General features: G+C 64.8%; 22 protein-coding genes. 16 read left to right on the top strand and 6 right to left on the bottom strand.

Going from position 1 to position 22,166, the window contains the following annotated elements; genetic code table 11:
• From FJ946_RS14185 to FJ946_RS14175, 3 genes are read right to left on the bottom strand one after another with little or no spacing between them, the layout of a single operon-like run.
• Positions 1-3,099 carry an efflux RND transporter permease subunit gene (locus FJ946_RS14185; protein ID WP_140564869.1) on the bottom strand — a complete coding sequence of 1,033 codons (3,099 nt, stop codon included), beginning with the start codon at positions 3,097-3,099 and terminating at the stop codon, positions 1-3.
• Positions 3,096-4,175 carry an efflux RND transporter periplasmic adaptor subunit gene (locus tag FJ946_RS14180; protein WP_140564868.1) on the bottom strand — a complete coding sequence of 360 codons (1,080 nt, stop codon included), beginning with the start codon at positions 4,173-4,175 and terminating at the stop codon, positions 3,096-3,098. The genes FJ946_RS14185 and FJ946_RS14180 overlap by 4 nt, the downstream gene beginning before the upstream one ends.
• Entirely contained in the window at positions 4,172-5,155 is a 984-nt protein-coding gene (locus FJ946_RS14175; protein ID WP_224655873.1) for an efflux RND transporter periplasmic adaptor subunit, read from the bottom strand. Before FJ946_RS14175 ends, FJ946_RS14180 begins: the two co-directional genes overlap by 4 nt.
• On the opposite strand from FJ946_RS14175, the gene FJ946_RS31130 reads away from it, so the two are divergent.
• On the top strand, positions 5,154-5,372 hold the full coding sequence (locus tag FJ946_RS31130; protein WP_224618226.1) for a hypothetical protein: 219 nt from the start codon (positions 5,154-5,156) through the stop codon (positions 5,370-5,372). The genes FJ946_RS14175 and FJ946_RS31130 overlap by 2 nt on opposite strands.
• A gap of 406 nt (positions 5,373-5,778) precedes the next feature.
• Entirely contained in the window at positions 5,779-7,056 is a 1,278-nt protein-coding gene (locus FJ946_RS14170) for a 4-aminobutyrate--2-oxoglutarate transaminase (RefSeq protein WP_140564866.1), read from the top strand.
• Positions 7,057-7,110: 54 nt separating this feature from the next.
• Here FJ946_RS14170 and FJ946_RS14165 read toward each other — a convergent pair whose 3' ends face one another.
• From FJ946_RS14165 to FJ946_RS14155, 3 genes are read right to left on the bottom strand one after another with little or no spacing between them, the layout of a single operon-like run.
• Positions 7,111-7,431: a type II toxin-antitoxin system RelE/ParE family toxin gene (locus tag FJ946_RS14165; RefSeq protein ID WP_181167626.1), complete on the bottom strand. Its 321-nt coding sequence runs from the start codon at positions 7,429-7,431 to the stop codon at positions 7,111-7,113.
• A gap of 11 nt (positions 7,432-7,442) precedes the next feature.
• The gene (locus FJ946_RS14160) at positions 7,443-7,673 is read right to left on the bottom strand and encodes a type II toxin-antitoxin system ParD family antitoxin (protein ID WP_140496834.1); all 231 of its coding nucleotides are present in this window, start codon (positions 7,671-7,673) and stop codon (positions 7,443-7,445) included.
• Positions 7,674-7,710: 37 nt separating this feature from the next.
• Complete coding sequence (locus FJ946_RS14155) at positions 7,711-8,964, bottom strand: FAD-dependent oxidoreductase (RefSeq protein WP_140564864.1); 1,254 nt, start codon at positions 8,962-8,964, stop codon at positions 7,711-7,713.
• Between the two features lie 438 nt (positions 8,965-9,402).
• Between FJ946_RS14155 and FJ946_RS14150 the strand changes: the two genes are divergently transcribed.
• The 14 genes from FJ946_RS14150 (at position 9,403) to FJ946_RS14085 (ending at position 22,137) form a co-directional block, all read left to right on the top strand.
• On the top strand, positions 9,403-10,692 hold the full coding sequence (locus FJ946_RS14150; RefSeq protein WP_140564862.1) for an imelysin family protein: 1,290 nt from the start codon (positions 9,403-9,405) through the stop codon (positions 10,690-10,692).
• A gap of 108 nt (positions 10,693-10,800) precedes the next feature.
• The gene (locus tag FJ946_RS14145; protein WP_140523850.1) at positions 10,801-11,112 is read left to right on the top strand and encodes a (2Fe-2S)-binding protein; all 312 of its coding nucleotides are present in this window, start codon (positions 10,801-10,803) and stop codon (positions 11,110-11,112) included.
• Positions 11,078-11,563 carry a bacterioferritin gene (gene bfr / locus FJ946_RS14140; RefSeq protein WP_140496826.1) on the top strand — a complete coding sequence of 162 codons (486 nt, stop codon included), beginning with the start codon at positions 11,078-11,080 and terminating at the stop codon, positions 11,561-11,563. Before FJ946_RS14145 ends, bfr begins: the two co-directional genes overlap by 35 nt.
• Before the next feature lie 12 nt (positions 11,564-11,575).
• Complete coding sequence (locus FJ946_RS14135) at positions 11,576-13,171, top strand: di-heme oxidoredictase family protein (protein WP_140564860.1); 1,596 nt, start codon at positions 11,576-11,578, stop codon at positions 13,169-13,171.
• Entirely contained in the window at positions 13,171-14,250 is a 1,080-nt protein-coding gene (locus tag FJ946_RS14130) for an imelysin family protein (protein ID WP_140564859.1), read from the top strand. Before FJ946_RS14135 ends, FJ946_RS14130 begins: the two co-directional genes overlap by 1 nt.
• A gap of 2 nt (positions 14,251-14,252) precedes the next feature.
• Positions 14,253-15,359 carry a DUF1513 domain-containing protein gene (locus tag FJ946_RS14125; protein ID WP_140564857.1) on the top strand — a complete coding sequence of 369 codons (1,107 nt, stop codon included), beginning with the start codon at positions 14,253-14,255 and terminating at the stop codon, positions 15,357-15,359.
• A 110-nt stretch (positions 15,360-15,469) separates the two neighbouring features.
• Entirely contained in the window at positions 15,470-16,147 is a 678-nt protein-coding gene (gene tsaB / locus FJ946_RS14120) for a tRNA (adenosine(37)-N6)-threonylcarbamoyltransferase complex dimerization subunit type 1 TsaB (RefSeq protein WP_140547203.1), read from the top strand.
• Complete coding sequence (gene rimI, locus FJ946_RS14115; RefSeq protein ID WP_140550098.1) at positions 16,147-16,641, top strand: ribosomal protein S18-alanine N-acetyltransferase; 495 nt, start codon at positions 16,147-16,149, stop codon at positions 16,639-16,641. Before tsaB ends, rimI begins: the two co-directional genes overlap by 1 nt.
• 21 nt (positions 16,642-16,662) lie before the next feature.
• Entirely contained in the window at positions 16,663-17,463 is an 801-nt protein-coding gene (locus FJ946_RS14110; protein ID WP_140513156.1) for a lysophospholipid acyltransferase family protein, read from the top strand.
• Between the two features lie 64 nt (positions 17,464-17,527).
• Complete coding sequence (gene miaB, locus FJ946_RS14105) at positions 17,528-18,937, top strand: tRNA (N6-isopentenyl adenosine(37)-C2)-methylthiotransferase MiaB (RefSeq protein WP_140564856.1); 1,410 nt, start codon at positions 17,528-17,530, stop codon at positions 18,935-18,937.
• A gap of 83 nt (positions 18,938-19,020) precedes the next feature.
• Positions 19,021-20,013 carry a PhoH family protein gene (locus tag FJ946_RS14100; RefSeq protein ID WP_224518987.1) on the top strand — a complete coding sequence of 331 codons (993 nt, stop codon included), beginning with the start codon at positions 19,021-19,023 and terminating at the stop codon, positions 20,011-20,013.
• 17 nt (positions 20,014-20,030) lie between these two features.
• Positions 20,031-20,537 carry an rRNA maturation RNase YbeY gene (ybeY, locus tag FJ946_RS14095; RefSeq protein ID WP_140559675.1) on the top strand — a complete coding sequence of 169 codons (507 nt, stop codon included), beginning with the start codon at positions 20,031-20,033 and terminating at the stop codon, positions 20,535-20,537.
• 27 nt (positions 20,538-20,564) lie between these two features.
• Positions 20,565-21,659 (top strand): hemolysin family protein, encoded by a 1,095-nt coding sequence (locus FJ946_RS14090; protein ID WP_140496806.1) that lies wholly within the window; start codon positions 20,565-20,567, stop codon positions 21,657-21,659.
• Between the two features lie 10 nt (positions 21,660-21,669).
• The gene (locus tag FJ946_RS14085; RefSeq protein ID WP_140496804.1) at positions 21,670-22,137 is read left to right on the top strand and encodes a VOC family protein; all 468 of its coding nucleotides are present in this window, start codon (positions 21,670-21,672) and stop codon (positions 22,135-22,137) included.
• Positions 22,138-22,166 lie beyond the last annotated feature (29 nt).

Below are 22,166 nucleotides of genomic sequence, written 5' to 3'. Positions count from 1 at the left end.
TCAGGTCTGAGCTTGCACCGGTTCGCCGGTCTCCAGAGCGGGCGGCTCATCCCGACGCTTCGGCTCCTTGATCCTGAACCACGTCACGTAAAGCGCCGGCAGGAACAGCAGCGTGATCGCAGTACCCGCGATGATGCCGCCCATCATCGCGTAGGCCATCGGTCCCCAGAACACTTCGCGCGCGATCGGGATCAGCGCCAGGCTGGCGGCGGCGGCCGTCAGCGCGATCGGCCGCATCCGGTGTTCGGTTGCCTCGATAACGGCGGCCCAACGGTCCTTGCCCTCCGCGACAAGGTCCTCGATCTGCACGATCAGGATGACCGAGTTGCGGATCAGGATGCCGATCAGGGCAAGCACGCCGAGGATGGCGACGAAGCCGAGCGGCGCGCCGCTCGGCACCAGGGCCGCCACCACGCCGATCAGCCCGAGCGGCGCCACCGCAACGACCAGAAACAGGCGCTGGAAGCTCTGCAGCTGGACCATCAGGATGGTTGCCATCACAAACAGCATCAGCGGCACGACGGCCGCGATCGGCCCCTGGCTCTTGGCGCTTTCCTCAACGGAGCCGGCGGTCTCGATCGAATAGCCCGGCGGCAGCTTGGCGATGAAGGCATCGACCGAAGGCTTCAATTCGTTGACCACCGTTGCCGGTAGAACGTCGCCGACCAGGCCGGCCCGCACCGTGATGGTCGGGATGCGGTCGCGTCGCCACACCGTCGGCTGTTCGAGCTCGTAGCGGAAGTTGGCCACCGCCGCGAGCGGGATGGCCTCGCCGGTGCTGGTCGGCAGTTGCATGTTCTGCAACGTCTCGATCGAACCGCGTTCGGCCTCGCGCGAGCGCGCCACCACATTGATCAGATAGGTGGCATCGCGCACTTGCGTGATGGTGGCGCCGCCGACGGTGCTGTTGAGCGCGCTGGCGATGTCGGAGGAGGTGATGCCGAGCTGCCGCGCCTTGTCCTGCAGCACGTCGACCCTGAGCACGCGCTGCGGCTCGTTCCAGTCGAAGGTCGGCGCGGCGAGCTTGGGATTGGCCGAGATGACGCCGGCGAATTGCTGCGCCAGCGCGCGCACCGTCTGGATGTCGGGCCCGCCGACGCGGTACTGCACGGGGCGGCCGACAGGCGGTCCGAGTTCGAGCAGCTTCACGAAGGCGTCGGTGCCGACGAATTCCTCGCGCAGCAGCTTTTCCAGCGCCGGCTTCACCCGGTTGCGAGCCTCGATGCTTTTGGTGACGATCACCGTCTGGCCGAAATAGGGATTGGCCGGTTGCACGTCATAGGCGAGCACGAAGCGCACCGCGCCCTGGCCGATATAGGACGAGAAATGGTCGATGTCGGGATTGCCGACCAGCGCCCGCTGCTCGAATCGCTCCATCTGCTCGCGCGTGTCGGCGATCGAGGAATTCTGCGGCAGGTTCCAGTCGACGATCAGCTCCGGCCGGTCCGATGGCGGGAAGAACTGCTGCTGCACCAGGCCGAAGCCGGCGATCGAGGCGGCAAACAACAGCACCGTGGCGATGATGGTCAGCCAGTGATGGCGCACCGAGCCGACAAGGGCACGCCGGAACAGCGAGGTGAAGCGGCCCGGCTGGTCGTGATGCTTCGTCTTCATCGTCGCCGGCAGAATGGTGACGCCGAGCAGCGGCGCGAAAAGCACCGCCACGATCCACGACACCAGCAGCGACACGGCGATGACGACGAACAGGGTGAAGGTGTATTCGCCGGCGGCGCTGTTGTTGAGGCCGATCGGAATGAAGCCCGCGACGGTCACCAGCGTGCCGGTCAGCATCGGGAAGGCGGTCGATGTGTAGACATAGGTCGCCGCCTTGCGCAGGCTATCACCGACCTCCAGCCGCGCCACCATCATCTCGACCGCGATCATCGCGTCGTCGACCAGAAGCCCGAGCGCGATGATCAGCGCACCGAGCGAGATGCGCTGCAGCGAGATGCCGAGATAGGACATGACCGTGAAGGTGATGGCCAGCACCAGCGGGATCGACAGCGCCACGACGAAGCCGGCGCGCATGCCGAGACTGATGAAGGACACGGCCAGCACGATGGCCACCGCCTCGAACAAGGCGCGCGTGAAGCCCGAGACCGCTTCCTCGACGATGACCGGCTGGTCGGCGACCAGATGCACGCCGACGCCGACCGGCAGGTCTGCCAGCACCTTGTTCATCGCCTCATGCAGCGCCTCGCCGAATTTGAGCAGATTGGCGTTGGGCTTGATGCCGATGGCGAGCCCGATCGCGTCCTGGCCGTTGAAGCGGAACAGTGCCGTTGGCGGATCGACATAGCCGCGCGTGATCGTCGCCACGTCGCTCAGCCGGAAGAAGCGGTCGTTGACGCGAAGATTGATCGCGCGAAGGCTCTCTTCGGAGGTGAACTGGCCGCCGACCCGCACGCTGATGCGTTCCGGGCCGGACTGGATGACGCCCGACGGCGTGATCGCGTTCTGCGCCTGCAGGCTTGCCACGATCGCCTGCTGGTTTAGGCCGAGGGCCGCGATCTGGCGGGTCGAGAATTCAAGGTAGATCGCCTCGTCCTGGGCACCGACCAGGTCCACCTTGCCGGCATTCGGCACGGTCAGGATTTTTGTCCTGACATCCTCGACATAGTCGCGCAGCTGGCGCGGCGTCAGCCCGTCCGACGTAAAGGCGTAGATGTTGCCGTAGACGTCGCCGAAACGGTCGTTGAAGAACGGTCCCTGGACGCCTTGCGGGAACTGCGCCTTGATATCGTTGACCATGTTGCGCACCTGAATCCAGTTCGGCACGACGTCGCGCGCCTTGGTGGTGTCCTTCAGGTTGACGAAGATGACGGTCTGGCCGGCTGTGGTGACGGATTTGGTGTAGTCGAGGCTGTCGAGTTCCTCGAGCTTCTTCTCGATGCGGTCGGTCACCTGCTGCACCGTCTCCTTGACCGAAGCGCCGGGCCAATTGGCCTGGATGATCATGGTCTTGATGGTGAAGGCGGGGTCTTCCTCGCGGCCGAGGTTGAGGTAGGAGAAGATGCCGGCCGCAACGAAGACCAGCATGAAATACCAGACCATCGAGCGGTGGTTGAGCGCCCAGTCGGAGAGGTTGAAGCCCTTCATGAGGCCCCTCCCGCGGGCAGTTTGACCTTCTGGCCTTCGGTCAGGCTGTGGACGCCGGCGGTGACGACGCGCATTCCCGCTTCCAGCCCCTGAGCCACCGTGAAGGTTCCGCCGTTCCTGGAGGCAACCTTGATCTCGCGCGTGCTCACGCTCGATGTCTGCGCATCGACGATCCACACCCTGTCGGAGCCGTTCCTCTGGAAGAGCGCCGACAGCGGCAGTTCGATCGTCGGCTCCACCGTGGTCATGCGCGTTGCGGTCACGGTCGAGCCGAGCCGGAAGGCCTGCGGCGGATCGGTAAGCGTCAGCCGCACGCGCCGCGTGCGCGTCGAGCCCTCGGCCTGCGGCGCGATCTCGCGCAGCTTGGCCTCGGTCCGGATCGTCGGCAGCGATTGCAGGATGACCTGGAACGGCGTGCCGGCCGTGAGATGGCCGGTCAACTGGTCTGGAATATCGACCACCGCTTCGCGCGGGTCCGAGCGCGCCACGGTGACGACCGTCTGGCCGGGGGAGACCGTCTGGCCGACCTCGGCGCCGACAGCCGTGACGACGCCGTCGAAATCCGAGAACAGCCTGGCATAGCCGAGCTGCTCCTGCGATTTGGCCAGCGAGGCCTTGGCCCGCTCGACACTGGCCTCGGCCGCCTTCCTCGCCTGCTGCGCGGCATCGAACACGGCTTGCGTGGTGTTGGCGGTGGCAAGCAATTGGCGCTGGCGCTCCTCGCTGGCGGCGGCGTTGGCAAACTGTGCCTCGGCATTGGAGAGCTCGGCCTTGGCCGCCTGGACGGACAGCTCCAAGGCGGTCGGGTCCAGTGCCGCGATCGTCGTGCCCTTGCTGACGATGTCGCCGACATTGACGTCGCGGGACACGACCCGGCCGAGCAGGCGAAAGGCGAGATCGGCGCTGACCTGCGGCTCGACCGATCCGGCGAAGCCGAAGACCTGCGTGGTGCGCGGCTCGACCACCACCGACAGCACCGGCCGGATGATCTCCGGCGGCTTCTCCTCCGATTTCGAGCAGGCGGCGAGCGCGCCAAGCGCTATCACGCCAAGCAGGAGGCGCGGCAGCCGGCTCATTGGCCCGCTCCCGATATCTCGATTTTCTGACCCGCACTGAGCAGCTGTCCGCCCGCGGTGACGACGCTTTGGCCCTCCTCCAATCCCCTGGCGATGACGACGGTGCCGGAATTGAAAGCCAGCACCTCGACCGGTGCCATCGTCACCGTACCGGTCGAGGGATCGACGATCCAGACCGCCGGCTTGCCGGCGCTGGACGTCAATGCCTGCCAGGGCAGCAGGATCGCCTTGGCCGGTTTGGCGCCGACCGAGCCGATGACGGCCGCGCCCAGCGGCATGCCGGCGGGCGTATCGGCAATGCCGACCTTGACCCGGATCGAGCCCGACGCCGGATCGACCGCCGGGGAGATTTCGCGCACCTTGCCCGTTGCCCTGATCTGCGGGTCGGACAGAAGCGTAATCGTCACCGCCGGCGAGGTCGGCGTCCTGGCGACCAACGTCTCCTGGACGTTGAACACCGCGTCGCGGTCGCCGTCCTCGGCGACGGTGAAGACGGTCTGCGCAGCCTGCACCACCTGGCCGGTTTCGACTTGGCGGGCGGTGATGACGCCCGCGGCGCCAGCCTTGAGTTCGGTGAAGGACAGGTTCTGCTTGGCATTGGCGAGCGCGCTCTGCGCCGCGTCGAGGCTGCCTTGCGCCACCTTCAATGCCTGATCGGCGGCGTCATAGTCGCGCCTGGTGGTGTAACCCTGGGCAAGCAGCGTCTTTTGCCGCTCGAAGGCGGCGGCGGACTGGGTCAACTGCGCTTGCGCCGCGTCGAGATCGGCCTGCGCCGAGCGCAAATCGGATTCCTGCTCCTGCGGGTCGATGCGGGCAAGCACCGCGCCCTTGTCGACATGCTGGCCGACATCGGCAAGCCGTTCGGCGACGCGGCCGCCGACCCGGAACGACAGATTATTCAGCGTACGCGCCGCGATCACCCCGGTCAGCGCGGTTCTCGGCGCATAGTCGGCCATCGCCACGGTCTCGGTGCGCACCATGATCGGCAGCTTTTTCTCGGCCGCTTCCTGTTTCTGGCAGCCGGCCAAAAGCAGGACGGCCGTGCAAGTGAAAAGCGCTACGCCGATGGAAAAAGTCGAAAAATTGGAAGGTTTGACCGATGGCGGCGAGACGGACGATGTCGCGTTCCTGCTCATGGGCTCCCTCAGCCGCAGGCCGCTCGCCGATCGCGATGCCTCGCGGATCCCGGCACGATAGTCGATCTCCCGAAAAAGGAAACCGGACTCGTACCCGTGTCAGGCATCCGACTCGGGTTTGCAAAGGCCTGACGACGGCCAGTCCCGGCCGGGCAGCTTTTCGTGATAGGAATTTTTTCCTTGACGAGGTGAAGGCAACTATGATAGATATTTGGATATGGTGCTGAGTTGCGCCAGGGACCCGCCGCACAGGCGGGTTTTTCCGTTCAATGATCCTCAACAGCGCGCCGCGAAGGCTCCGAACCCGTTAACGCAGTCCGTTGCCCTGGTTACGGATATCGCCGGCTGGTCAGGCGCGCTACCTCAGGCCCAATCGCCTGCCGGCGGTGCCGACTTGAGGAAAGCATGAAATAAGCCCAGAAGACATCTGATCAAGCAGAACGGGCGCCGGCCCTATGAGGGACATCATGAAGAACTCAGCCATTTCCGAACGCAAGAGCCAGTCGATCTCGCGCGGTGTCGGTATGACCACGCAGATTTACGCCGACCGGGCCGAGAACTCGGAGATCTGGGATGTCGAGGGCCGCCGCTACATCGATTTCTCCTCCGGCATCGCCGTCGTCAACACCGGCCATCGCCACCCCAAGGTTATCGAGGCGGTCAAGGCGCAGCTCGACCGCTTCACCCACACCTGCCACCAGGTGGTGCCCTATGAGAGCTATGTACGGCTGGCCGAGCGGCTGAACGGCATGCTTCCGGGCAAGTTCGAGAAGAAGACGATCTTCGTCACCACCGGCGCGGAGGCGGTCGAGAACGTCATCAAGATCGCCCGCAATGCCACCGGCCGCCAAGCCGTCATCGGCTTTGCCGGCGGCTTCCATGGCCGCACCTTCATGGGCATGGCGCTGACCGGCAAGGTCGTGCCCTACAAGGTCGGCTTCGGCGCCATGCCGGCCGACGTTTTCCACGCTCCTTTCCCGGTGCCGCTGCACGGCGTGTCGGTGGCCGATTCGCTTGCAGCGCTCGATCGCCTGTTCAAGGCCGACGTCGATCCGGCCAGGGTCGCGGCCATCATCGTCGAGCCGGTGCAGGGCGAGGGCGGCTTCTACGAAGCGCCGCGCGATTTCATGACCGCGCTGCGCAAGATCTGCGATCAGCATGGCATCCTGCTCATTGCCGACGAGGTGCAGACCGGCTTTGCCCGCACCGGCAAGATGTTTGCCATGGAGCATCATGAGGTGACCGCCGACATCACCACCATGGCCAAGGGCCTGGCCGGCGGCTTTCCGCTGGCGGCGGTCACCGGCCGCGCCGAGATCATGGATGCGCCTGGCCCCGGCGGGCTGGGCGGAACTTATGGCGGCAGCCCGATCGGCGTTGCCGCCGCGCACGCGGTGCTTGACGTGATCGAGGAAGAGAAGCTGTGCGACCGCGCCAACTCGCTCGGCGCCAGGCTGAAGCAGCGTCTGGGCTCGATCCGCGACGACGTCCCCGAAATCGTCGACATCCGTGGCCCCGGTTTCATGAACGCGGTCGAGTTCAACGACGTCAGGAAGGGCTTGCCATCGGCGGAGATGGCCAATGCGGTCAGGCTGAAGGCGCTCGACAAGGGGCTGATCCTGCTCACCTGCGGCGTTCACGGCAACGTCATCCGCTTCCTGGCGCCGCTCACCATCCAGGACGGCATCATGAACGAGGCGCTCGACATTCTGGAAAGCTCGATCCGCGAGGTTCGCGCTGCCTGAGGGGCCGGCGCCCATTTCTCCTGACGGCTTACACTGAGCCCGGTGAACGTGCCGTCAGGAGCTCGGATTCTGTAACCAGGCTGGAATGTCCATCTTGGCGTGCAGCACCCGCCAAACATCGATATGGCCGGTCTGTTCAAGATAAAAAATTAGGTATGGATACCGCCTGACTTGCACGCTACGCAGACCAGGCAATCCAATTTCGTAGCCATATCTCAGAGAGCCCGATGCCGGATGGCTGGCTAGCAGTTTGTAGGCGTTTTGAAGCTCCTCGATGTAGCCCAATGCCGCGCGCGAACCAGCTTCTCGCGTATAGTAATCGACAGCATCCTCGACATCCCGCAGGGCTAGTTTTCGAGGAATGATCGCCTTTATGGGCACTTACTCTATTGGCCCTGCGCCCGTTTCCGCAGCGCGGCGAAATAGTCATCGTCAACCGGAGCGCCCGGGGCGGACGATGCGCCCTCAAGGAGCAAGCCGCGCAGAAGCTGACGATCCTGATCGCGGCGGATCAATTCACGCACATACTCGCTGCTCGTGCCATAGCCGCGATCGGTCACTTGCTGATCGACAAAATGCTTCAAGCTTTCCGGCAGGGAGATGTTCATGGTGCTCATTCAGGCATTTTATAGCCTATGGCAAAAATTGGCAATCTTAGGCACTGGCCTCGACTGACTCTTTGTTCTGGAACGCGGCCAGCGCCGCTTTCAATCCGTCCGGCCCCGCTGCCACCGTCTGTGGCGCTGGCGAGAAGCCGGCGCTCAGCATCTTGCGGCCGAGCATGTGGTCGCCGGGGCGGTTGACCGATTCGATGCCGAGCAGCCTGTCTGCGGCATAGTGGTAGATCGAGAACTTGTTGTCGGCGAGATCGCCCAGCACGACATGGCTGTCGCCGCCGGATGTCAGGCCGACCATCTGCAGCTTCATGTCGCCGATGTCGGACCAGAACCAGGGCACGGCCGAATAGGCGTCGGCATGGCCCGTTATGGTGCGCGCGGCAAGCCGCGCCTGGTCGGTGGCGTTCTGTACCGATTCCAGCCGCACGTCGCCGCCGGTGAACCAATGCCGATAGGAGGCGGCGTCGCCGATGGCGAGGATTTCCGGCACCGAGCTGCGCATCTGGTTGTCGACGCGAATGCCGTTGGCGATGGTGAGGCCGGCTTCCGCGGCCAGTTCGACATTGGGCACGGCGCCGATGCCGACGACGACCATGCGCGCCGGCAGCCTTTCGCCTGACGAGGTGATCGCGGCCGTGACATGGCCGTTTTCGCCTTCGAGCCTTGCGATCGTGGTGCCGGTTAGAATGTGCACGCCGGTCGCTTCCAGCCGCTGGCGGACATGGCCCGCCACGATCGGCGCCACGGCGCGGCCAAGCAGCCGGTCGACCGCTTCCACGACCGTTACGGTGCGGCCGGCCGCGCGCAGCGTCGCCGCGATCTCCAGCCCGATGAAGCCGCCGCCGAGGATGACGACGTCTTCGCTCCGTGTGCTCAAGTCCCGGATCAGCCGCGCATCGGAAAGCGAGCGCAGCGACACTACACCGGACAGATCCGCGCCGGGCAGCGGCAGCAGGCGCGGGCGCGAGCCGGTGGCGAGGATCAGATGATCGAAGGCAAGTTCGCCGCCGCCTGATATCTCCAAACGGCGACGTCCGGCATCGATCCGGTCGATCCGAACGCCCGGCCGGTAGTCGACGGCGCTGCCGGTGTAAAATGCCTCGCCACGCAAGGGTTGTGGCTTGGCCTCGGCATCCTTGATGAAGGTCTTCGACAGCGGCGGCTTGTGATAGGGCAGCTCGTTCTCATCGCCGACGAGGATCACCGGCCCGTCATAACCGTCCTCGCGCAGGCTTGCCGCCGCCTGCACGCCCGCATGTCCCGCACCGACAATGACCACGCCGTTCTTCATCGCATTCCGATCCCGAACTTTGATTTTAGGATGTCTCGCCACGTGGCAATTGTCTGGCGCCGCCGCAAGGGGGCATTTGCGGGTCGCACCCGGAACGGCGGCTGTCAATCGGACAGTTCGATGGCGAACTCTGCACACGTGCAGGCGGCTAAAGTTGACTATCGCAGTTTAGAATAATTATAAACTGTTGTTTCGATTGAGTTTTCCTGTCGATTTTCGTTGACTTCCATCTGTCCTGAAGCTTTATGGGGCCTCGCGCATCGGCGCATCCCTTTGATGTCTGGGCCTTGAACCCTTTCGATTGGAGGCATTTTGGTGTCTTTCTTCTTCGATCCGCGCGACAGCGCGGCGTGCCCCGCGAATGACGGCCTGCACATGGCCTGGCGCCGGTTGTCGCGCGCGCCGTTCACAAAATTCCCGAAAAACTGGAGAGTGATAATGACGGCACGACATGGCAGCAGGCTTGCGGCGATCAGTGCCACGGCGCTGCTGACGGCGGCGGTGTTCGTGCTGCCGGCCAAGGCCGAGAGCGATCCCAAGGCGGTCATCAAGACCTATGCCGACATCGCGCTTGCCAAATACGAGGATTCGCTGACCACCGCGCAGGCGCTCGACAAGGCGGTCGATACCTTGTTGGCCAAGCCTTCGGCCGAGACGCTCAATGCCGCCCGCGAGGCCTGGAAGGCATCGCGCGTTCCCTACCAGCAGACCGAGGTCTACCGCTTCGGCAACAAGATCGTCGACGACTGGGAAGGCAAGGTGAATTCCTGGCCGCTGGACGAAGGCCTGATCGATTATGTCGCCAAGAGCTACGGCACAGAATCCGACGCGAATTCGCTCTACACGGCCAATGTGATCGCCAACAAGGAGATCGAGATCAACGGCAAGAAGGTGGACGCCTCGAAGCTTTCGCCGGAATTCCTCTCCGGCACGCTGCAGGAGGCCGGCGGCGTGGAGGCCAATGTCGCCACCGGCTACCATGCCATCGAGTTCCTGCTCTGGGGTCAGGACCTGCACGGCACCGGACCGGGCGCCGGCGAGCGCCCCTACACCGACTATGATCTCAAGAACTGCACCGGCGGCAATTGCGACCGCCGCGCGGAATATCTGAACTCAGCCAGCACGCTTTTGGTGTCCGACCTCCAGGAGATGGTCGGCGACTGGAAGGAAGGCGGCGCTGCGCGCAAGAACCTGGTCGACGGCGAGCCGAACGCCGCCATTTCGGCCATCTTTACCGGCATGGGCTCGCTCTCCTACGGCGAACTCGCCGGCGAGCGCATGAAACTCGGCCTGCTGCTGCACGATCCGGAAGAGGAGCATGACTGCTTCTCCGACAACACCTACAATTCCCATCTCTATGACGCCGTCGGCATCCGCGCCGCCTATCACGCCAGCTACACCAGGCTGGACGGCACCGTTATTTCAGGGCCGTCGGTGGCGGACATGGTCAAGGCGGCTGATCCGGCCATCGACAAGGAACTGTCTGACAAGCTCGATGTCACCGTCGCCAAGATGGAGGCGATCAAGGCCCGCGCCGAAGGCGGCGAGGCTTACGACCAGCAGATCGCCGAAGGCAACACCGAGGGCAACGCCACGGTGCAGGCGGCAATCGACGCACTGGTCGACCAGACCAAATCGGTCGAACGCGCCGTCGGCGCGCTGAAGCTCAACGCCATAGCCTTTGAGGGTTCAGACAGCCTTGATGCGCCGGACAAGGTGTTCCAGTAAGCGTCGAAGCCTGGAAGCCCGGGCCGAAGTCACAAAGGGCTTCGGCGCGGGGAAGATAGAGTCAAGCCACACGGCGCGGAAGGCGCCGTCAGCCATCCGAGCAAGTTTATGCTGATCTGCCATTGCAACATCATCACCGAGAAGGAGATTGAGCAGACGATCGTCGGGCTGCTGGACCAGGATCCCTGGCAGCTCATCGTGCCGGCAAAAGTCTATCACGCCATGCACAAGCGCGGTCGCTGTTGCGGCTGCTTCCCAAATGTGGTCGAAACGATCATTCGGGTCACCGAGAACTACCACGCCCGCTCGCAGGCGAGCGGCGTGGACATCGTTTCACATCTGGATCGCGTCAGAGGCCTGCGCGTCCAATACGGGAGCAGAACCCATGAAAGGCGAACCACAGATCATCGAGCGGCTTAACGAGGCTCTGTTCCTGGAGCTTGGTGCCGTCAATCAGTATTGGGTCCATTTCCGTCTGCTGGAGGACTGGGGATACGCCAAGCTCGCCAAGAAGGAACGCGCCGAATCGATCGAGGAGATGCACCATGCCGACAAGCTCGTGGCCCGGATCATCTTCCTGGAAGGGCACCCCAATCTGCAGTCCGTGGCGCCGCTGCGTATCGGACAGAACGTGAAGGAAGTGCTCGAATCCGACCTTGCCGGCGAGTATGACGCTCGCACCGCCTACAAGCGCTCGCGCGAGGTCTGCAACGAAGCCGGCGACTATGTCAGCATGAAACTGTTCGAGGAACTCTTGGCCGACGAGGAGGGGCACATCGACTTCCTCGAGACGCAGCTCGATCTGCTTGCCTCGATCGGCGAGGAAAAATACGGCCAGCTCAATGCCGCATCGGCGGACGAGGCGGAGTAAGGGCATGCGGGAATGCGGCGCACCCTAGCATTGCTGCGCCGCTGGCGGCGGGCCGAAGGCCTGTCGTCAAACAGAAAACCGGGAAGCGTCGTGCTTTCCGGTTCGGCCGCCATCATTCTTTTGACCTTCGCCACGGGCGGGTCCGGCTCGCAGCAGCCCGCCAATTTCGCCGCCACGCGCACCGACCTCAGCCCGAAGGATCAGGTGCGCGTCACAGCCGTTACCAGGCCGACCAAGGACTTCTCGAAACCCGAGCAGTTCGAATTGATGCAAGGCGGCGCCGGCACATCCAGGAAGGACGTCAACCGCGATTCCTTCTCGCAATCGTCGGCCAACATCACCTTCGAGGAAGAAGGCACCTTCAAGCTGGGCAACGCCCTGTTCCGCAAGAATTGGGTGTCGTCGCCGTCCTCGACGCAGGCTTCCGACGGGCTCGGACCGCTGTTCAACGAACGCGCCTGCCAGAACTGTCATCTGAAGGACGGCCGCGGCCGTCCGCCGCAAGGCACCGGCAGCACGTCGATGTTCCTGCGGCTGGCGCGCGAGGCGAACACCGAGGAGGAGAAGGCTGGGCTTGCCGACCACAGGCTGCTCAACATCCCCGATCCGGTCTACGGTTCGCAGCTGCAGGATCTTGCCGTCCCCGGCCTGCGCGGCGAGGGCCGGATGCGCGTCGACTACAGCGAGGAAAAAGTCGGGCTCGGCGACGGCACCGTGGTTTCACTGCGCAAGCCCACTTACGCGGTCGATGATCTGGCCTACGGCCTGCTCGATCCGCGCACCACGCTGTCGCCGCGCCTGACGCCGCCGATGATCGGGCTCGGCCTGATCGAGCAGATCGCGCCCGCTGATATAATCGCCCATGCCGATCCGAACGACCGGGACGGCGACGGCATTTCCGGCAGGCCGAACATCGTGCGCGACGGCATGAGCGGCGCGCTCACCCTTGGTCGTTTCGGCTGGAAGGCGCAGACCGCGTCAATCCGCCAGCAGGCCGCGGATGCCTTTGCCGGCGACATCGGCATCTCGACGCCGGAGGAGCCCAAACACTGGGGCGACTGCACCGCCGCCGAGAAGGATTGCCTTGCCATGCCGGACGGCGTGCAGGAGCGGCTCGGTCCGGCCGAGGCGCCGGCGCCGGTCATGGACCTCGTCACCTTCTATTCGCAGAACCTGGCCGTGCCGGCGCGCCGCGACCTCGGCGCCCCTGATGTGCTCGCCGGAAAGAAACTCTTCTACGAGATCGGCTGCGTTTCCTGCCACGCGCCGAAATTCGTAACCCGCCGCGACGCGCCCAACAAGGCGCAGGCCTTCCAGCTTATCTGGCCCTATTCCGACTTCCTGCTGCACGACATGGGCCCCGGCCTTGCCGACGGCCAGGCGGTGGGCGAGGCGACGGGCAACGAATGGCGCACGCCGCCGCTATGGGGCATAGGCCTCACCGAAACGGTCAACGGCAACAATTTTTATCTGCACGATGGCCGCGCCCGCAGCCTGGTCGAGGCGATTCTTTGGCATGGCGGCGAGGGCCAGAAATCGCGCGACCGCTTCGCCGCCGCCGGCGCCGCCGACCGCGAGGCATTGCTCAAATTCCTGGAGTCCCTGTGATGTTGAAGCGTCCCGCGCTGGTAATCCTTCTTCCTCTGGCCCTGCTGGGCGTCAGCCCCGCATCGGCGGCGGTGAAGGCCACCGACGTCATCCAGCGGGCAATCGACGGCTTTGTCCGGCCGGCCTATGCCAGTCTGCACGACCGCGCGGCGGGCTTGAACAAGGCGATGCACGCGCTTTGCGAAAAACCCTCAAAGGGCGATCTCGATGCGGCACGCGCCGAATTCTCGCGCACGGTGGATGCCTGGTCGTCGGCCGAGATCATCGGGTTCGGCCCGGTCAAGGAAAACAACCGGCTGGAACGAATGCTGTTCTGGCCGGATCGCAAAAGCATCGGCCTGAAACAGGTGCAGGCCGCGTTGGCCGCCCAAGACCCGAGCGCCACCGATCCGGCACAGCTTTCCGGCAAGAGCGTCGCCATGCAGGGGCTCGGCGCCTTGGAGTTCGTGCTCTACGGTGACGGCGCCGATGCGCTTGCCGGCAAGAACGATCCCTATCGCTGCGCCTATGGCGCGGCGGTTGCCGGCAACATCGAAACCATGGCCGGCGATGTCGCCGACGCCTGGAACAGGCCGGACGGCTTTGCGGCGCTCTGGGCCAATCCGGGGCCGCAGAATCCGCTCTATCGCGACGGCACGGAAGCGGTGACGGAACTGGTCGGCATCTTCATCAACGAGCTGGACATGGTTCGCGACGTGCGCCTGAAAGGCTTCCTGGGCGGCAAGCCGGAGGCGGACAAGCCGAAACAGGCGATCTACTGGCGTTCGCAAAACACCACCAATTCGCTGGCTGGAAACCTTGCCGGCATCGACGGGCTGTTCGAGGCCTCGAAGCTCGGCGATGCGCTGCCGGCCGATGCGCGCTGGATGGCGGAATCGATCCGTATCCAGCTGGTCAACGGCGTCGCCACCGCGAAGTCGGTCCAGGGGCCGATCGACATGGCGCTCGCCGACCCGGCGCTGCGCGCAAAGCTCGAGCATCTCGCGCTGATCACCTCCAGCCTGTCGACCCTGTTCGGCACCAGGCTGACCGCCGAATTCGGCCTGACCGCCGGTTTTTCCTCGCTGGATGGGGACTGAGCGTGAAAACCTCCCTCATTGACCGTCGCGATTTCCTGAGAGCCGCGGGCATCGGTTTTGCCGCCGCGATGGCGCCGCCGGCCTGGGCAAATACGCTTGCCGCCGATGCCGTCTTCGCCACCGCCTTCGTCAAGCGCGACGGCAGCTATGGCGCCGCAATCCTGTCCGAGGCCGGCAAGCTCCTGCACGCGATCGACTTGCCCGACCGCGGCCACGACGTCACCTTCGATCCCATATCGAAGCGCTCAGTGGTGTTCGCCCGCCAGCCCGGCACCTTCGCCGTGGTCTTCGATCACGCCGGGCGCGATGAACCGCTGACCATCGCCAGCATCACCGGCCGGCATTTCTTCGGCCATGGCGTGTTCTCCCCGGACGGCGCCTTGCTTTATGCCACCGAGAACGATTTCGACAACGCGGCCGGCGTCGTCGGCGTCTACGACGCGTGGGCGAAATTCAAGCGCCTTGGTGAATTCCCGACCTATGGCATGGGACCCCACGAGCTTCTGCTCCTGGGCGACGGCAGGACGATCGCCGTTGCCAATGGCGGCATCGAGACTCATCCCGATTATGGCCGCGCCGAACTCAACATCGCCACCATGAAGCCGTCCTATGTGCTCATCGACCGTGTCACCGGCGATCTGGTCGAGAAGCACGAATTGCCGGCGGCGCTGCACCAGCTGTCGATCCGCCACATGGACACCGACCAGACCGGCACCGTCTGGTTCGGCTGCCAGTACAGGGGGCCCGGCACCGACCGTCCGCTGCTGGTCGGCCGCGCCGCGCGCGGCAAGGATTTGCAGCTCCTCGACATGCCGCGGGATGTCCTGTCCGGCTTCCGCAACTATATCGGTTCCGTCGCCGCCAATCCGGTTGCCGGCACCATTGCCGTCTCTTCGCCGGAAGGCAATTCGCTTGTGGTGATCGATGCGGCGAGCGGGCGGCTCGTCTCGTCAAGCGCACTGGTCGAGGTCTGCGGCGTGGCGCCCGACGGGACGGGTTTCATGGCTACCACCGGAGCCGGCGAAATCGTCGAGGGCAATGGCGCGACACGGTCCGAACCGGACTATGTCTGGGACAACCACATGCTGCGCATAGCGCCTGCCGCATAGACACCGTTCCCGCTGCGGCGGAACGAAGCCGCTTAACAAATTATGCGCTATCCCCTTGCGGTGGCGCGCTGTGGCAGGCACAGGGAATTGTTTTTCGAACCGGTCGTTTCATGAAAGTGCTCGCCATCGACTGTGCCGCCAACCTCTGCGCCGCCTGCGTCTATGATGCCGGGGCGAGGCAGGAACTCGGCCGCGCGGTGCTCGATCTAGGCAAGGGCCATGCCGAGCATCTGATGGCAGTCATCGCCGAGGCGCTGAAGGCCGGCGCAACCGCCTATGCCGGCCTTGGCGCCATCGCCGTCTCCGTCGGCCCCGGTTCCTTCACCGGCCTGCGCGTCGGGGTTTCCACGGCGCGTGGCCTGGCGCTGGCGCTCAAGGTGCCTGCAATCGGCGTGACGACGCTCGAGGCGCTGGCGGCCGAGACGGCAGGGGCATTTCCCGGCCGCGCCGTGCTGGCCGCGCTCGATGCCGGCCGCGAGGAGATCCATGCCGCTCTCTATGATGAAATGTCGGTTTTGACTTACGGTCCGGCCGTGGTCACGCTGGCGGATGCCGTGGCCATGGCGAACGAGCGGTCTTCGGTGCTCGCCGGAACCGCCGCGACGCGGATCGCGGCATCCGCCGGACGCGCCTTCGACATCGGACCCGAGACGGCGACCGCGGACATTCTCACTTACGCCCGCCTGGCGGCCGCCAAGGGCGAGGGCGAGAGGCCGAAACCTCTTTATCTGCGCGGCGCCGACGCCAAGCCGCAGGCCGGGTTCATACTTTCCAGGCAAGGGAAATAATGCGCATACCTTTTCTCCAGCCGCGCCGCCGCGATTACGCGCTCGAACCGCTCAGGACCACCGACAGTCCGGCGGTCTCGCTGCTGCACCGCGAGGACTTCGTCCGCCCCTGGACCGATGGCGAGTTCGCGGCCTTGCTCGAACAGGACACCGTGTTCGGCTATGCCGCGCGCGAAACCGGGCACGGCGCCAAGCCGCCGGTCGGCTTCGTGCTGGCCCGGCTGGCGGCCGGCGAGGGCGAGATCCTGACCGTTGCAGTGGCGCGGTCGCATCGCCGCCAGGGGCTCGGCTGGCAGTTGATGGATGCGGTGCTGCGCGAACTGCACGCGCAACGCGCCGAAGCGCTCTTCCTCGAGGTCGACGAGACCAATGTCGCCGCGATCGCCCTCTACAGGCGTCTCGGGTTCCGCGAGGTCGGCAAGCGCCCCAACTATTACAGGTCGCCAGAGCATGGCCCGACCGGCGCGCTTGTCATGCGCCGCGATCTTCGCTAGCCAGGGTTTCGGGGTGGAGCGATGATCGGAAAAATCAGGATTTTCCTGGCGATAGGGCTGGTCGTCGCCGGTTCGCTGATCCTGGTGCCTTTGCAGGTCCTGTCGATGAAGACCGGCTGGTGGCCGGAAACCTTCATCCTCAAGATCTGGCACAGGCTGATCGTCAGGGCGCTCGGCATGCGCATCCATGTAAACGGCACGATGTCCGACCGCCGCCCCTTGTTGATTGCCTCAAATCACATCTCCTGGACCGACATCATGGTGCTGGGCTCGTTTGCCGATGTGAAGTTCATCGCCAGGGCCGACATGGAAGGCTGGCCGCTGATCGGCATGCTGTCGAAGCTGCAGCGCACCGTCTTCATCGAGCGTGAGCGCAAGCGCTCGTCCGGCGACCAGGCGAGCGAGATCGCCAACCGCATGGCCAAGGGCGATGCCATGGTGCTGTTTGCCGAGGGCTCGACGGGCGACGGCAACATCGTCCTGCCCTTCAAGAGCACGCTGTTCGGTGCCGCCTCAATGGCGATTTCGGAGGGCGCGGCGGAGCAGGTCTTCATCCAGCCGGTAGCGATCGCCTATACCCGGCTGCATGGCGTGCCGCTCGGCCGCCGGCACCGGCCGATCGCGGCGTGGATCGGCGACGAGGATCTGATGCCGCACCTCAAGGTGCTGATGGCGGAAGGCGCGCTCGATGTCGAGGTGCATTTCGGCGAGCCGATCGCCTTCGCCAAGGGGTCGAACCGGAAGGAAACGGCGAAGCTGATGGAAAGCCGCGTGCGCGAAATGATGCAGGCGGCACTGGCCGCGCCGCGCCCGAGCCGCTGAATCCCGAAGGCTCCCAGGCAGAATCGTCTGTTTTTTGTCGCGGAAAGGCGTTAGAAGCCGCCGGATGGACTTGAACACGGTTGAAAGCGACGACATCGGCACTGCGGCTGGACAGCAGGCAGTGATTTCCGCGGCAGCGAAAAAGGTCTTCGTCAAGACTTATGGCTGCCAGATGAACGTCTATGATTCGCAGCGCATGACAGATGCGCTGGCCGCCGACGGCTACACGGCGACGCAGACCATCGGCGAAGCCGACCTGGTGCTGCTAAACACCTGCCACATCAGGGAAAAAGCGGCTGAAAAGGTCTATTCCGAGCTCGGCCGCATTCGCGAAATGAAGGCCGAACTCGCCGCCGCCGGCCGCGAATTGCTGATCGGCGTCGCCGGTTGCGTGGCGCAGGCCGAAGGGGCCGAGATCATCCGCCGCTCGCCCGCCGTCGACCTGGTCATCGGCCCGCAGACCTATCACCGGCTGCCGGACGTACTGGCCAGGGTGCGCGGCGGCGAGAAGATCGTCGAAACCGACTACGCCATCGAGGACAAGTTCGAGCACTTGCCGCAGCCGAAGCGCGCCGAGGTGATCAAGCGCGGCGTCACCGCCTTCCTCACCGTCCAGGAGGGCTGCGACAAGTTCTGCACCTTCTGCGTCGTGCCCTACACCAGGGGGTCCGAAGTGTCGCGGCCGGTGGCACAGATCGTCGCCGAAGCCGAGCGCCTGGCCGAAGCCGGGGTGCGCGAGGTGACGCTGCTTGGCCAGAACGTCAATGCCTGGCATGGACAAGGCGAAAACGGCGAGGAATGGGGCCTTGGCCGCCTTCTGTTCAGGCTGGCCGAAATTCCCGGGCTGGCGCGCCTGCGCTACACCACGAGCCACCCGCGCGACATGGACGACGAGCTGATAGCGGCCCATCGCGACCTGCCGGCACTGATGCCGTATCTGCATCTGCCGGTGCAATCCGGGTCCGACCGCATCCTGAAGGCGATGAACCGCAGGCACACGGCGGATGATTATCTGGCGCTGCTCGACCGCATCCGCGCCGTGCGGCCCGATATCGCGCTGTCGGGCGATTTCATCGTCGGTTTCCCCGGCGAGACCGAGGCGGATTTCGAGGCGACGATGGAGCTGGTGCGCCAGGTGAACTACGCCTCGGCCTTTTCGTTCAAATATTCGCCGCGCCCCGGCACGCCGGGCGCCGAGATGGCCGGCCATGTGCCGGAAGCGGTCAAGGACGAGCGTTTGCAGCGGCTCCAGGCGCTGCTTTTGAAGCAGCAGCAGGATTTCGGCTTGAGTCTCGTCGGCCGCACCATAGATACGCTGATCGAGAAGCCCGGTCGCCAGGCCGGCCAGAAGGTCGGACGCTCACCTTGGCTTCAGCCCGTTATTGTTGATGAAAAGGCCGGCGAAATCGGTGACATTATCCAGGTGCGAATCACGAAGACGGGTTACAATAGCCTGTTCGCCGAATTGGTCTGATGACCTCGGCAGATGAGGAGAGACGGTTGAGCGCAGCGGAGCTGAAGAACCTGCCCCCGGTACCGGCATCTGGGGCTTCTGACATGGCGCACATCGTACTGACTTTCGACAACAACAAGCTTGCCAGCGCCCTCTACGGCCAGTTCGACGAGAACCTCGCCCGGCTCGAGCAGAAACTGGGCGTCGACATCCGCTCGCGCGGCAACCAGCTGACCATCAAGGGATCGGCTTCCGCCGCCGAGCAGGCCCGCCGGGCGCTCGACAATCTCTACGGCATTCTCCAGAAGGGGGTGGATATCGGCCAGTCCGATGTCGACGGCGCCGTGCGCATGGCGGTCGCCGCCGATGACCAGCTCACGCTGCCGACGCTGGAGCGCAAGGGCAAGGTTTCCGCCGCCCAGATCTCGACGCGCAAGAAGACGATCTACGCCCGCTCGCTCACGCAGGACGCGTATATGCGGGCGCTGGAGCGCTCGGAACTGGTGTTCGGCATCGGCCCGGCCGGTACCGGCAAGACCTACCTGGCGGTGGCGCATGCGGCGATGCTGCTCGAACGCGGCATGGTCGAGCGCATCGTGCTGTCGCGGCCTGCCGTCGAGGCCGGCGAGCGGCTGGGCTTCCTGCCGGGCGACATGAAGGAGAAGGTCGATCCCTACCTGCGGCCGCTCTACGACGCGCTCTATGACATGATGCCGGCCGACAAGGTCGAACGCGCCATCGCCGCCGAGGTGATCGAGATCGCACCGCTCGCCTTCATGCGCGGCCGCACGCTGGCGCATGCCGCCGTCATTCTCGACGAGGCGCAGAACACCACGCCGATGCAGATGAAGATGTTCCTGACCCGTCTGGGCGAGAATTCGCGCATGATCGTCACCGGCGACCCAACGCAGATCGATTTGCCGCAGAACACCAAGTCCGGCCTTGTCGAGGCGCTCCGGATCCTCGACGGTGTGACCGGCATGGTGACGGTCCGCTTCAATGAAGGCGACGTCGTCAGGCATCCGCTGGTCGCCGAGATCGTCAAGGCCTACGACCGGGACGGCAAGCTAGCCCGCGGCCTGGGGACCGAAGGCTGATTTGATCGAGCGACCTCATGGTTGAGCCCGAAACGCCGAACGGGCCGGCTCCGCCGCTGCCCGTCGACATTGATCTGACGGTCGAGGCTGGGCATTGGCCGGACGAAGCCGAGCTTGTCCGGCTGGTCGGCGCCGCCGCCGCCGCGGCATTCGCCGAGACGGGTGCGGCTGGCCGTTCCGAACTCAGCGTCGTTTTTTCCGACGATGCCCATGTCCAGGCGCTCAACGCCGGCTGGCGCGGCAAGGACAAGCCGACCAACGTCTTGTCTTTTCCGGCATTTCCTTTCCCCAAGGGCGGTCCGCTGCCGCCGATGCTCGGCGATATCGTACTGGCCGCGGAGACGGTGGCGCGCGAGGCGGCACTGGAAGACAAGCCGCTGGAGAACCATATTTCCCATCTCGTCATCCACGGCCTGCTGCATCTCATGGGCCATGATCACGAGACCGATGCCGAGGCCGAGGAGATGGAGGCCGTCGAGCGCGCCGCGCTCGCCAGACTTGCCATTCCCGATCCCTACGCGTAACTACAAAACACCAATTGACGGACGAAGATGAACGACAAACCTGAAACTGCCGTCCGCCCCGACGCCGGCAGTGCGACCAAGGCTTCCGATACGTCGGAAGAGGGATCAAGTCCGAGTACCATTACCCCTGGCGTTGCCAACACCGGCAGCGCTGCCAGTGAGCCGTCGCCTGCCGGGCCTTCCCTGTTCAACCGCGTTCTGGGCCTGTTCAGGCAACGCAACGGAACCAGCCTGCGCGAGGAGATCGCCGGCGCGCTCGCCGAGACGACGAGCGATGTCGAATCCTTTTCGCCGGGCGAACGCGCCATGCTCAACAACATCCTGCGGCTGCGCGAGGTGCGCGTCGAGGACGTCATGGTGCCGCGCGCCGACATCGAGGCGGTCGAGATCACGACCACGCTTGGCGATCTGCTTGGCATGTTCGAGCAGTCCGGCCATTCCCGCATGCCGGTCTATGCCGAGACGCTCGACGACCCGCGCGGCATGGTCCATATCCGCGACGTGCTGGCCCATATCACCAAGATTGCGCGCGTCAGGAAAGGCCGGGCGACCAGGAAGACACCCGCCGCCACGGTTCTCGACCTCACCCAGGTCGACCTCTCGCGCACCATAGGCGAACTGAACCTGATCCGGCCGGTGCTGTTCGTGCCCCCGTCCATGCTGGCCTCCGATCTGATGGGCCGCATGCAGACGACCCGCACGCAGATGGCGCTGGTCATCGACGAGTATGGCGGCACCGACGGGCTCGTCTCGCTCGAGGATATCGTCGAGATGGTGGTCGGCGACATCGAGGACGAGCACGACGACGACGAGCCGATGATCACCCAGACCGGTGAAGGCGTGTTCGTCGTCGACGGCAAGGCCGAGATCGACGAGGTTGCCAAGATGATCGGCGGGGATTTCGCCGCCGGCGAACATGGCGAGTATGTCGACACCATCGGCGGCATGATCTTCAACACGCTTGGCCGGGTGCCGGCGCGCGGCGAGGTGGTGCAGGCCATCCCTGGCTTCGAGTTCCATGTGCTCGACGCCGATCCGCGCCGCGTCAAGCGCGTGCGCATCGTGCAGAACCAGAAGGGCGAACGTCGCCGCCGCGCCGCGGCGCGCACCGAGCAGGCTTAAGCGCCTGCGGATGACCGAAGACCCCTTCAAGCACGCCGCCTTGGGATCCGGCGTGTTCTACAGGGATCCGCGGGCCGCGCTGGATTGGCTGGAGGCAGCTTTCGGCTTCGAGCGCAGCATGGTGGTCAGCGATGCCGACGGCAAGCTCGTCCATTCCGAGATGCGGTTCGGCGACTGCTACATCATTGTCGATTCCGAATGGAGCGACTACGTCGCCAGCCCGGCCTCGGTCTCGGGCAAGAACACGCAGTCGGTCTATGTCAGGCTGAAAGACGGCATTGATGCACATTGCGAGCAGGCGCGGACGGCGGGTGCCGGTATAATCCAGGAGCCGGCGGACCAGTTCTACGGCGAGCGCCAGTATCGGGCGCGCGATCCCGAGGGCCATGTCTGGACCTTCACCCAGACCATCCGCTCCGTTCCGCTGGAAGAGGCCGAACGGCTCGGCGACGTGCGCATAGAAGGGTGGCACCGCTGATCCATGTCGCCCTAAGTAACTTCGGTTTT

It is taken from the genome of Mesorhizobium sp. B2-4-7 (assembly GCF_006442685.1).
Classification (GTDB): Bacteria; Pseudomonadota; Alphaproteobacteria; order Rhizobiales; family Rhizobiaceae; genus Mesorhizobium.
This window is presented reverse-complemented; position numbering and strand designations above follow the sequence as displayed.

Bases quoted from the DNA above. Each gene is read 5' to 3' on its own strand.
- FJ946_RS14185 (WP_140564869.1), bottom strand. From the start codon at position 3,099: ATGAAGGGCTTCAACCTCTCCGACTGGGCGCTCAACCACCGCTCGATG.
- FJ946_RS14180 (WP_140564868.1), bottom strand. From the start codon at position 4,175: ATGAGCCGGCTGCCGCGCCTCCTGCTTGGCGTGATAGCGCTTGGCGCG.
- FJ946_RS31130 (WP_224618226.1), top strand. From the start codon at position 5,154: ATGATCGGCAGCTTTTTCTCGGCCGCTTCCTGTTTCTGGCAGCCGGCC.
- FJ946_RS14175 (WP_224655873.1), bottom strand. From the start codon at position 5,155: ATGGTGCGCACCGAGACCGTGGCGATGGCCGACTATGCGCCGAGAACC.
- FJ946_RS14170 (WP_140564866.1), top strand. From the start codon at position 5,779: ATGAAGAACTCAGCCATTTCCGAACGCAAGAGCCAGTCGATCTCGCGC.
- FJ946_RS14160 (WP_140496834.1), bottom strand. From the start codon at position 7,673: ATGAGCACCATGAACATCTCCCTGCCGGAAAGCTTGAAGCATTTTGTC.
- FJ946_RS14155 (WP_140564864.1), bottom strand. From the start codon at position 8,964: ATGAAGAACGGCGTGGTCATTGTCGGTGCGGGACATGCGGGCGTGCAG.
- FJ946_RS14150 (WP_140564862.1), top strand. From the start codon at position 9,403: ATGACGGCACGACATGGCAGCAGGCTTGCGGCGATCAGTGCCACGGCG.
- FJ946_RS14145 (WP_140523850.1), top strand. From the start codon at position 10,801: ATGCTGATCTGCCATTGCAACATCATCACCGAGAAGGAGATTGAGCAG.
- bfr (WP_140496826.1), top strand. From the start codon at position 11,078: ATGAAAGGCGAACCACAGATCATCGAGCGGCTTAACGAGGCTCTGTTC.
- FJ946_RS14135 (WP_140564860.1), top strand. From the start codon at position 11,576: ATGCGGCGCACCCTAGCATTGCTGCGCCGCTGGCGGCGGGCCGAAGGC.
- FJ946_RS14130 (WP_140564859.1), top strand. From the start codon at position 13,171: ATGTTGAAGCGTCCCGCGCTGGTAATCCTTCTTCCTCTGGCCCTGCTG.
- tsaB (WP_140547203.1), top strand. From the start codon at position 15,470: ATGAAAGTGCTCGCCATCGACTGTGCCGCCAACCTCTGCGCCGCCTGC.
- rimI (WP_140550098.1), top strand. From the start codon at position 16,147: ATGCGCATACCTTTTCTCCAGCCGCGCCGCCGCGATTACGCGCTCGAA.
- FJ946_RS14110 (WP_140513156.1), top strand. From the start codon at position 16,663: ATGATCGGAAAAATCAGGATTTTCCTGGCGATAGGGCTGGTCGTCGCC.
- miaB (WP_140564856.1), top strand. From the start codon at position 17,528: ATGGACTTGAACACGGTTGAAAGCGACGACATCGGCACTGCGGCTGGA.
- FJ946_RS14100 (WP_224518987.1), top strand. From the start codon at position 19,021: ATGGCGCACATCGTACTGACTTTCGACAACAACAAGCTTGCCAGCGCC.
- ybeY (WP_140559675.1), top strand. From the start codon at position 20,031: ATGGTTGAGCCCGAAACGCCGAACGGGCCGGCTCCGCCGCTGCCCGTC.
- FJ946_RS14090 (WP_140496806.1), top strand. From the start codon at position 20,565: ATGAACGACAAACCTGAAACTGCCGTCCGCCCCGACGCCGGCAGTGCG.
- FJ946_RS14085 (WP_140496804.1), top strand. From the start codon at position 21,670: ATGACCGAAGACCCCTTCAAGCACGCCGCCTTGGGATCCGGCGTGTTC.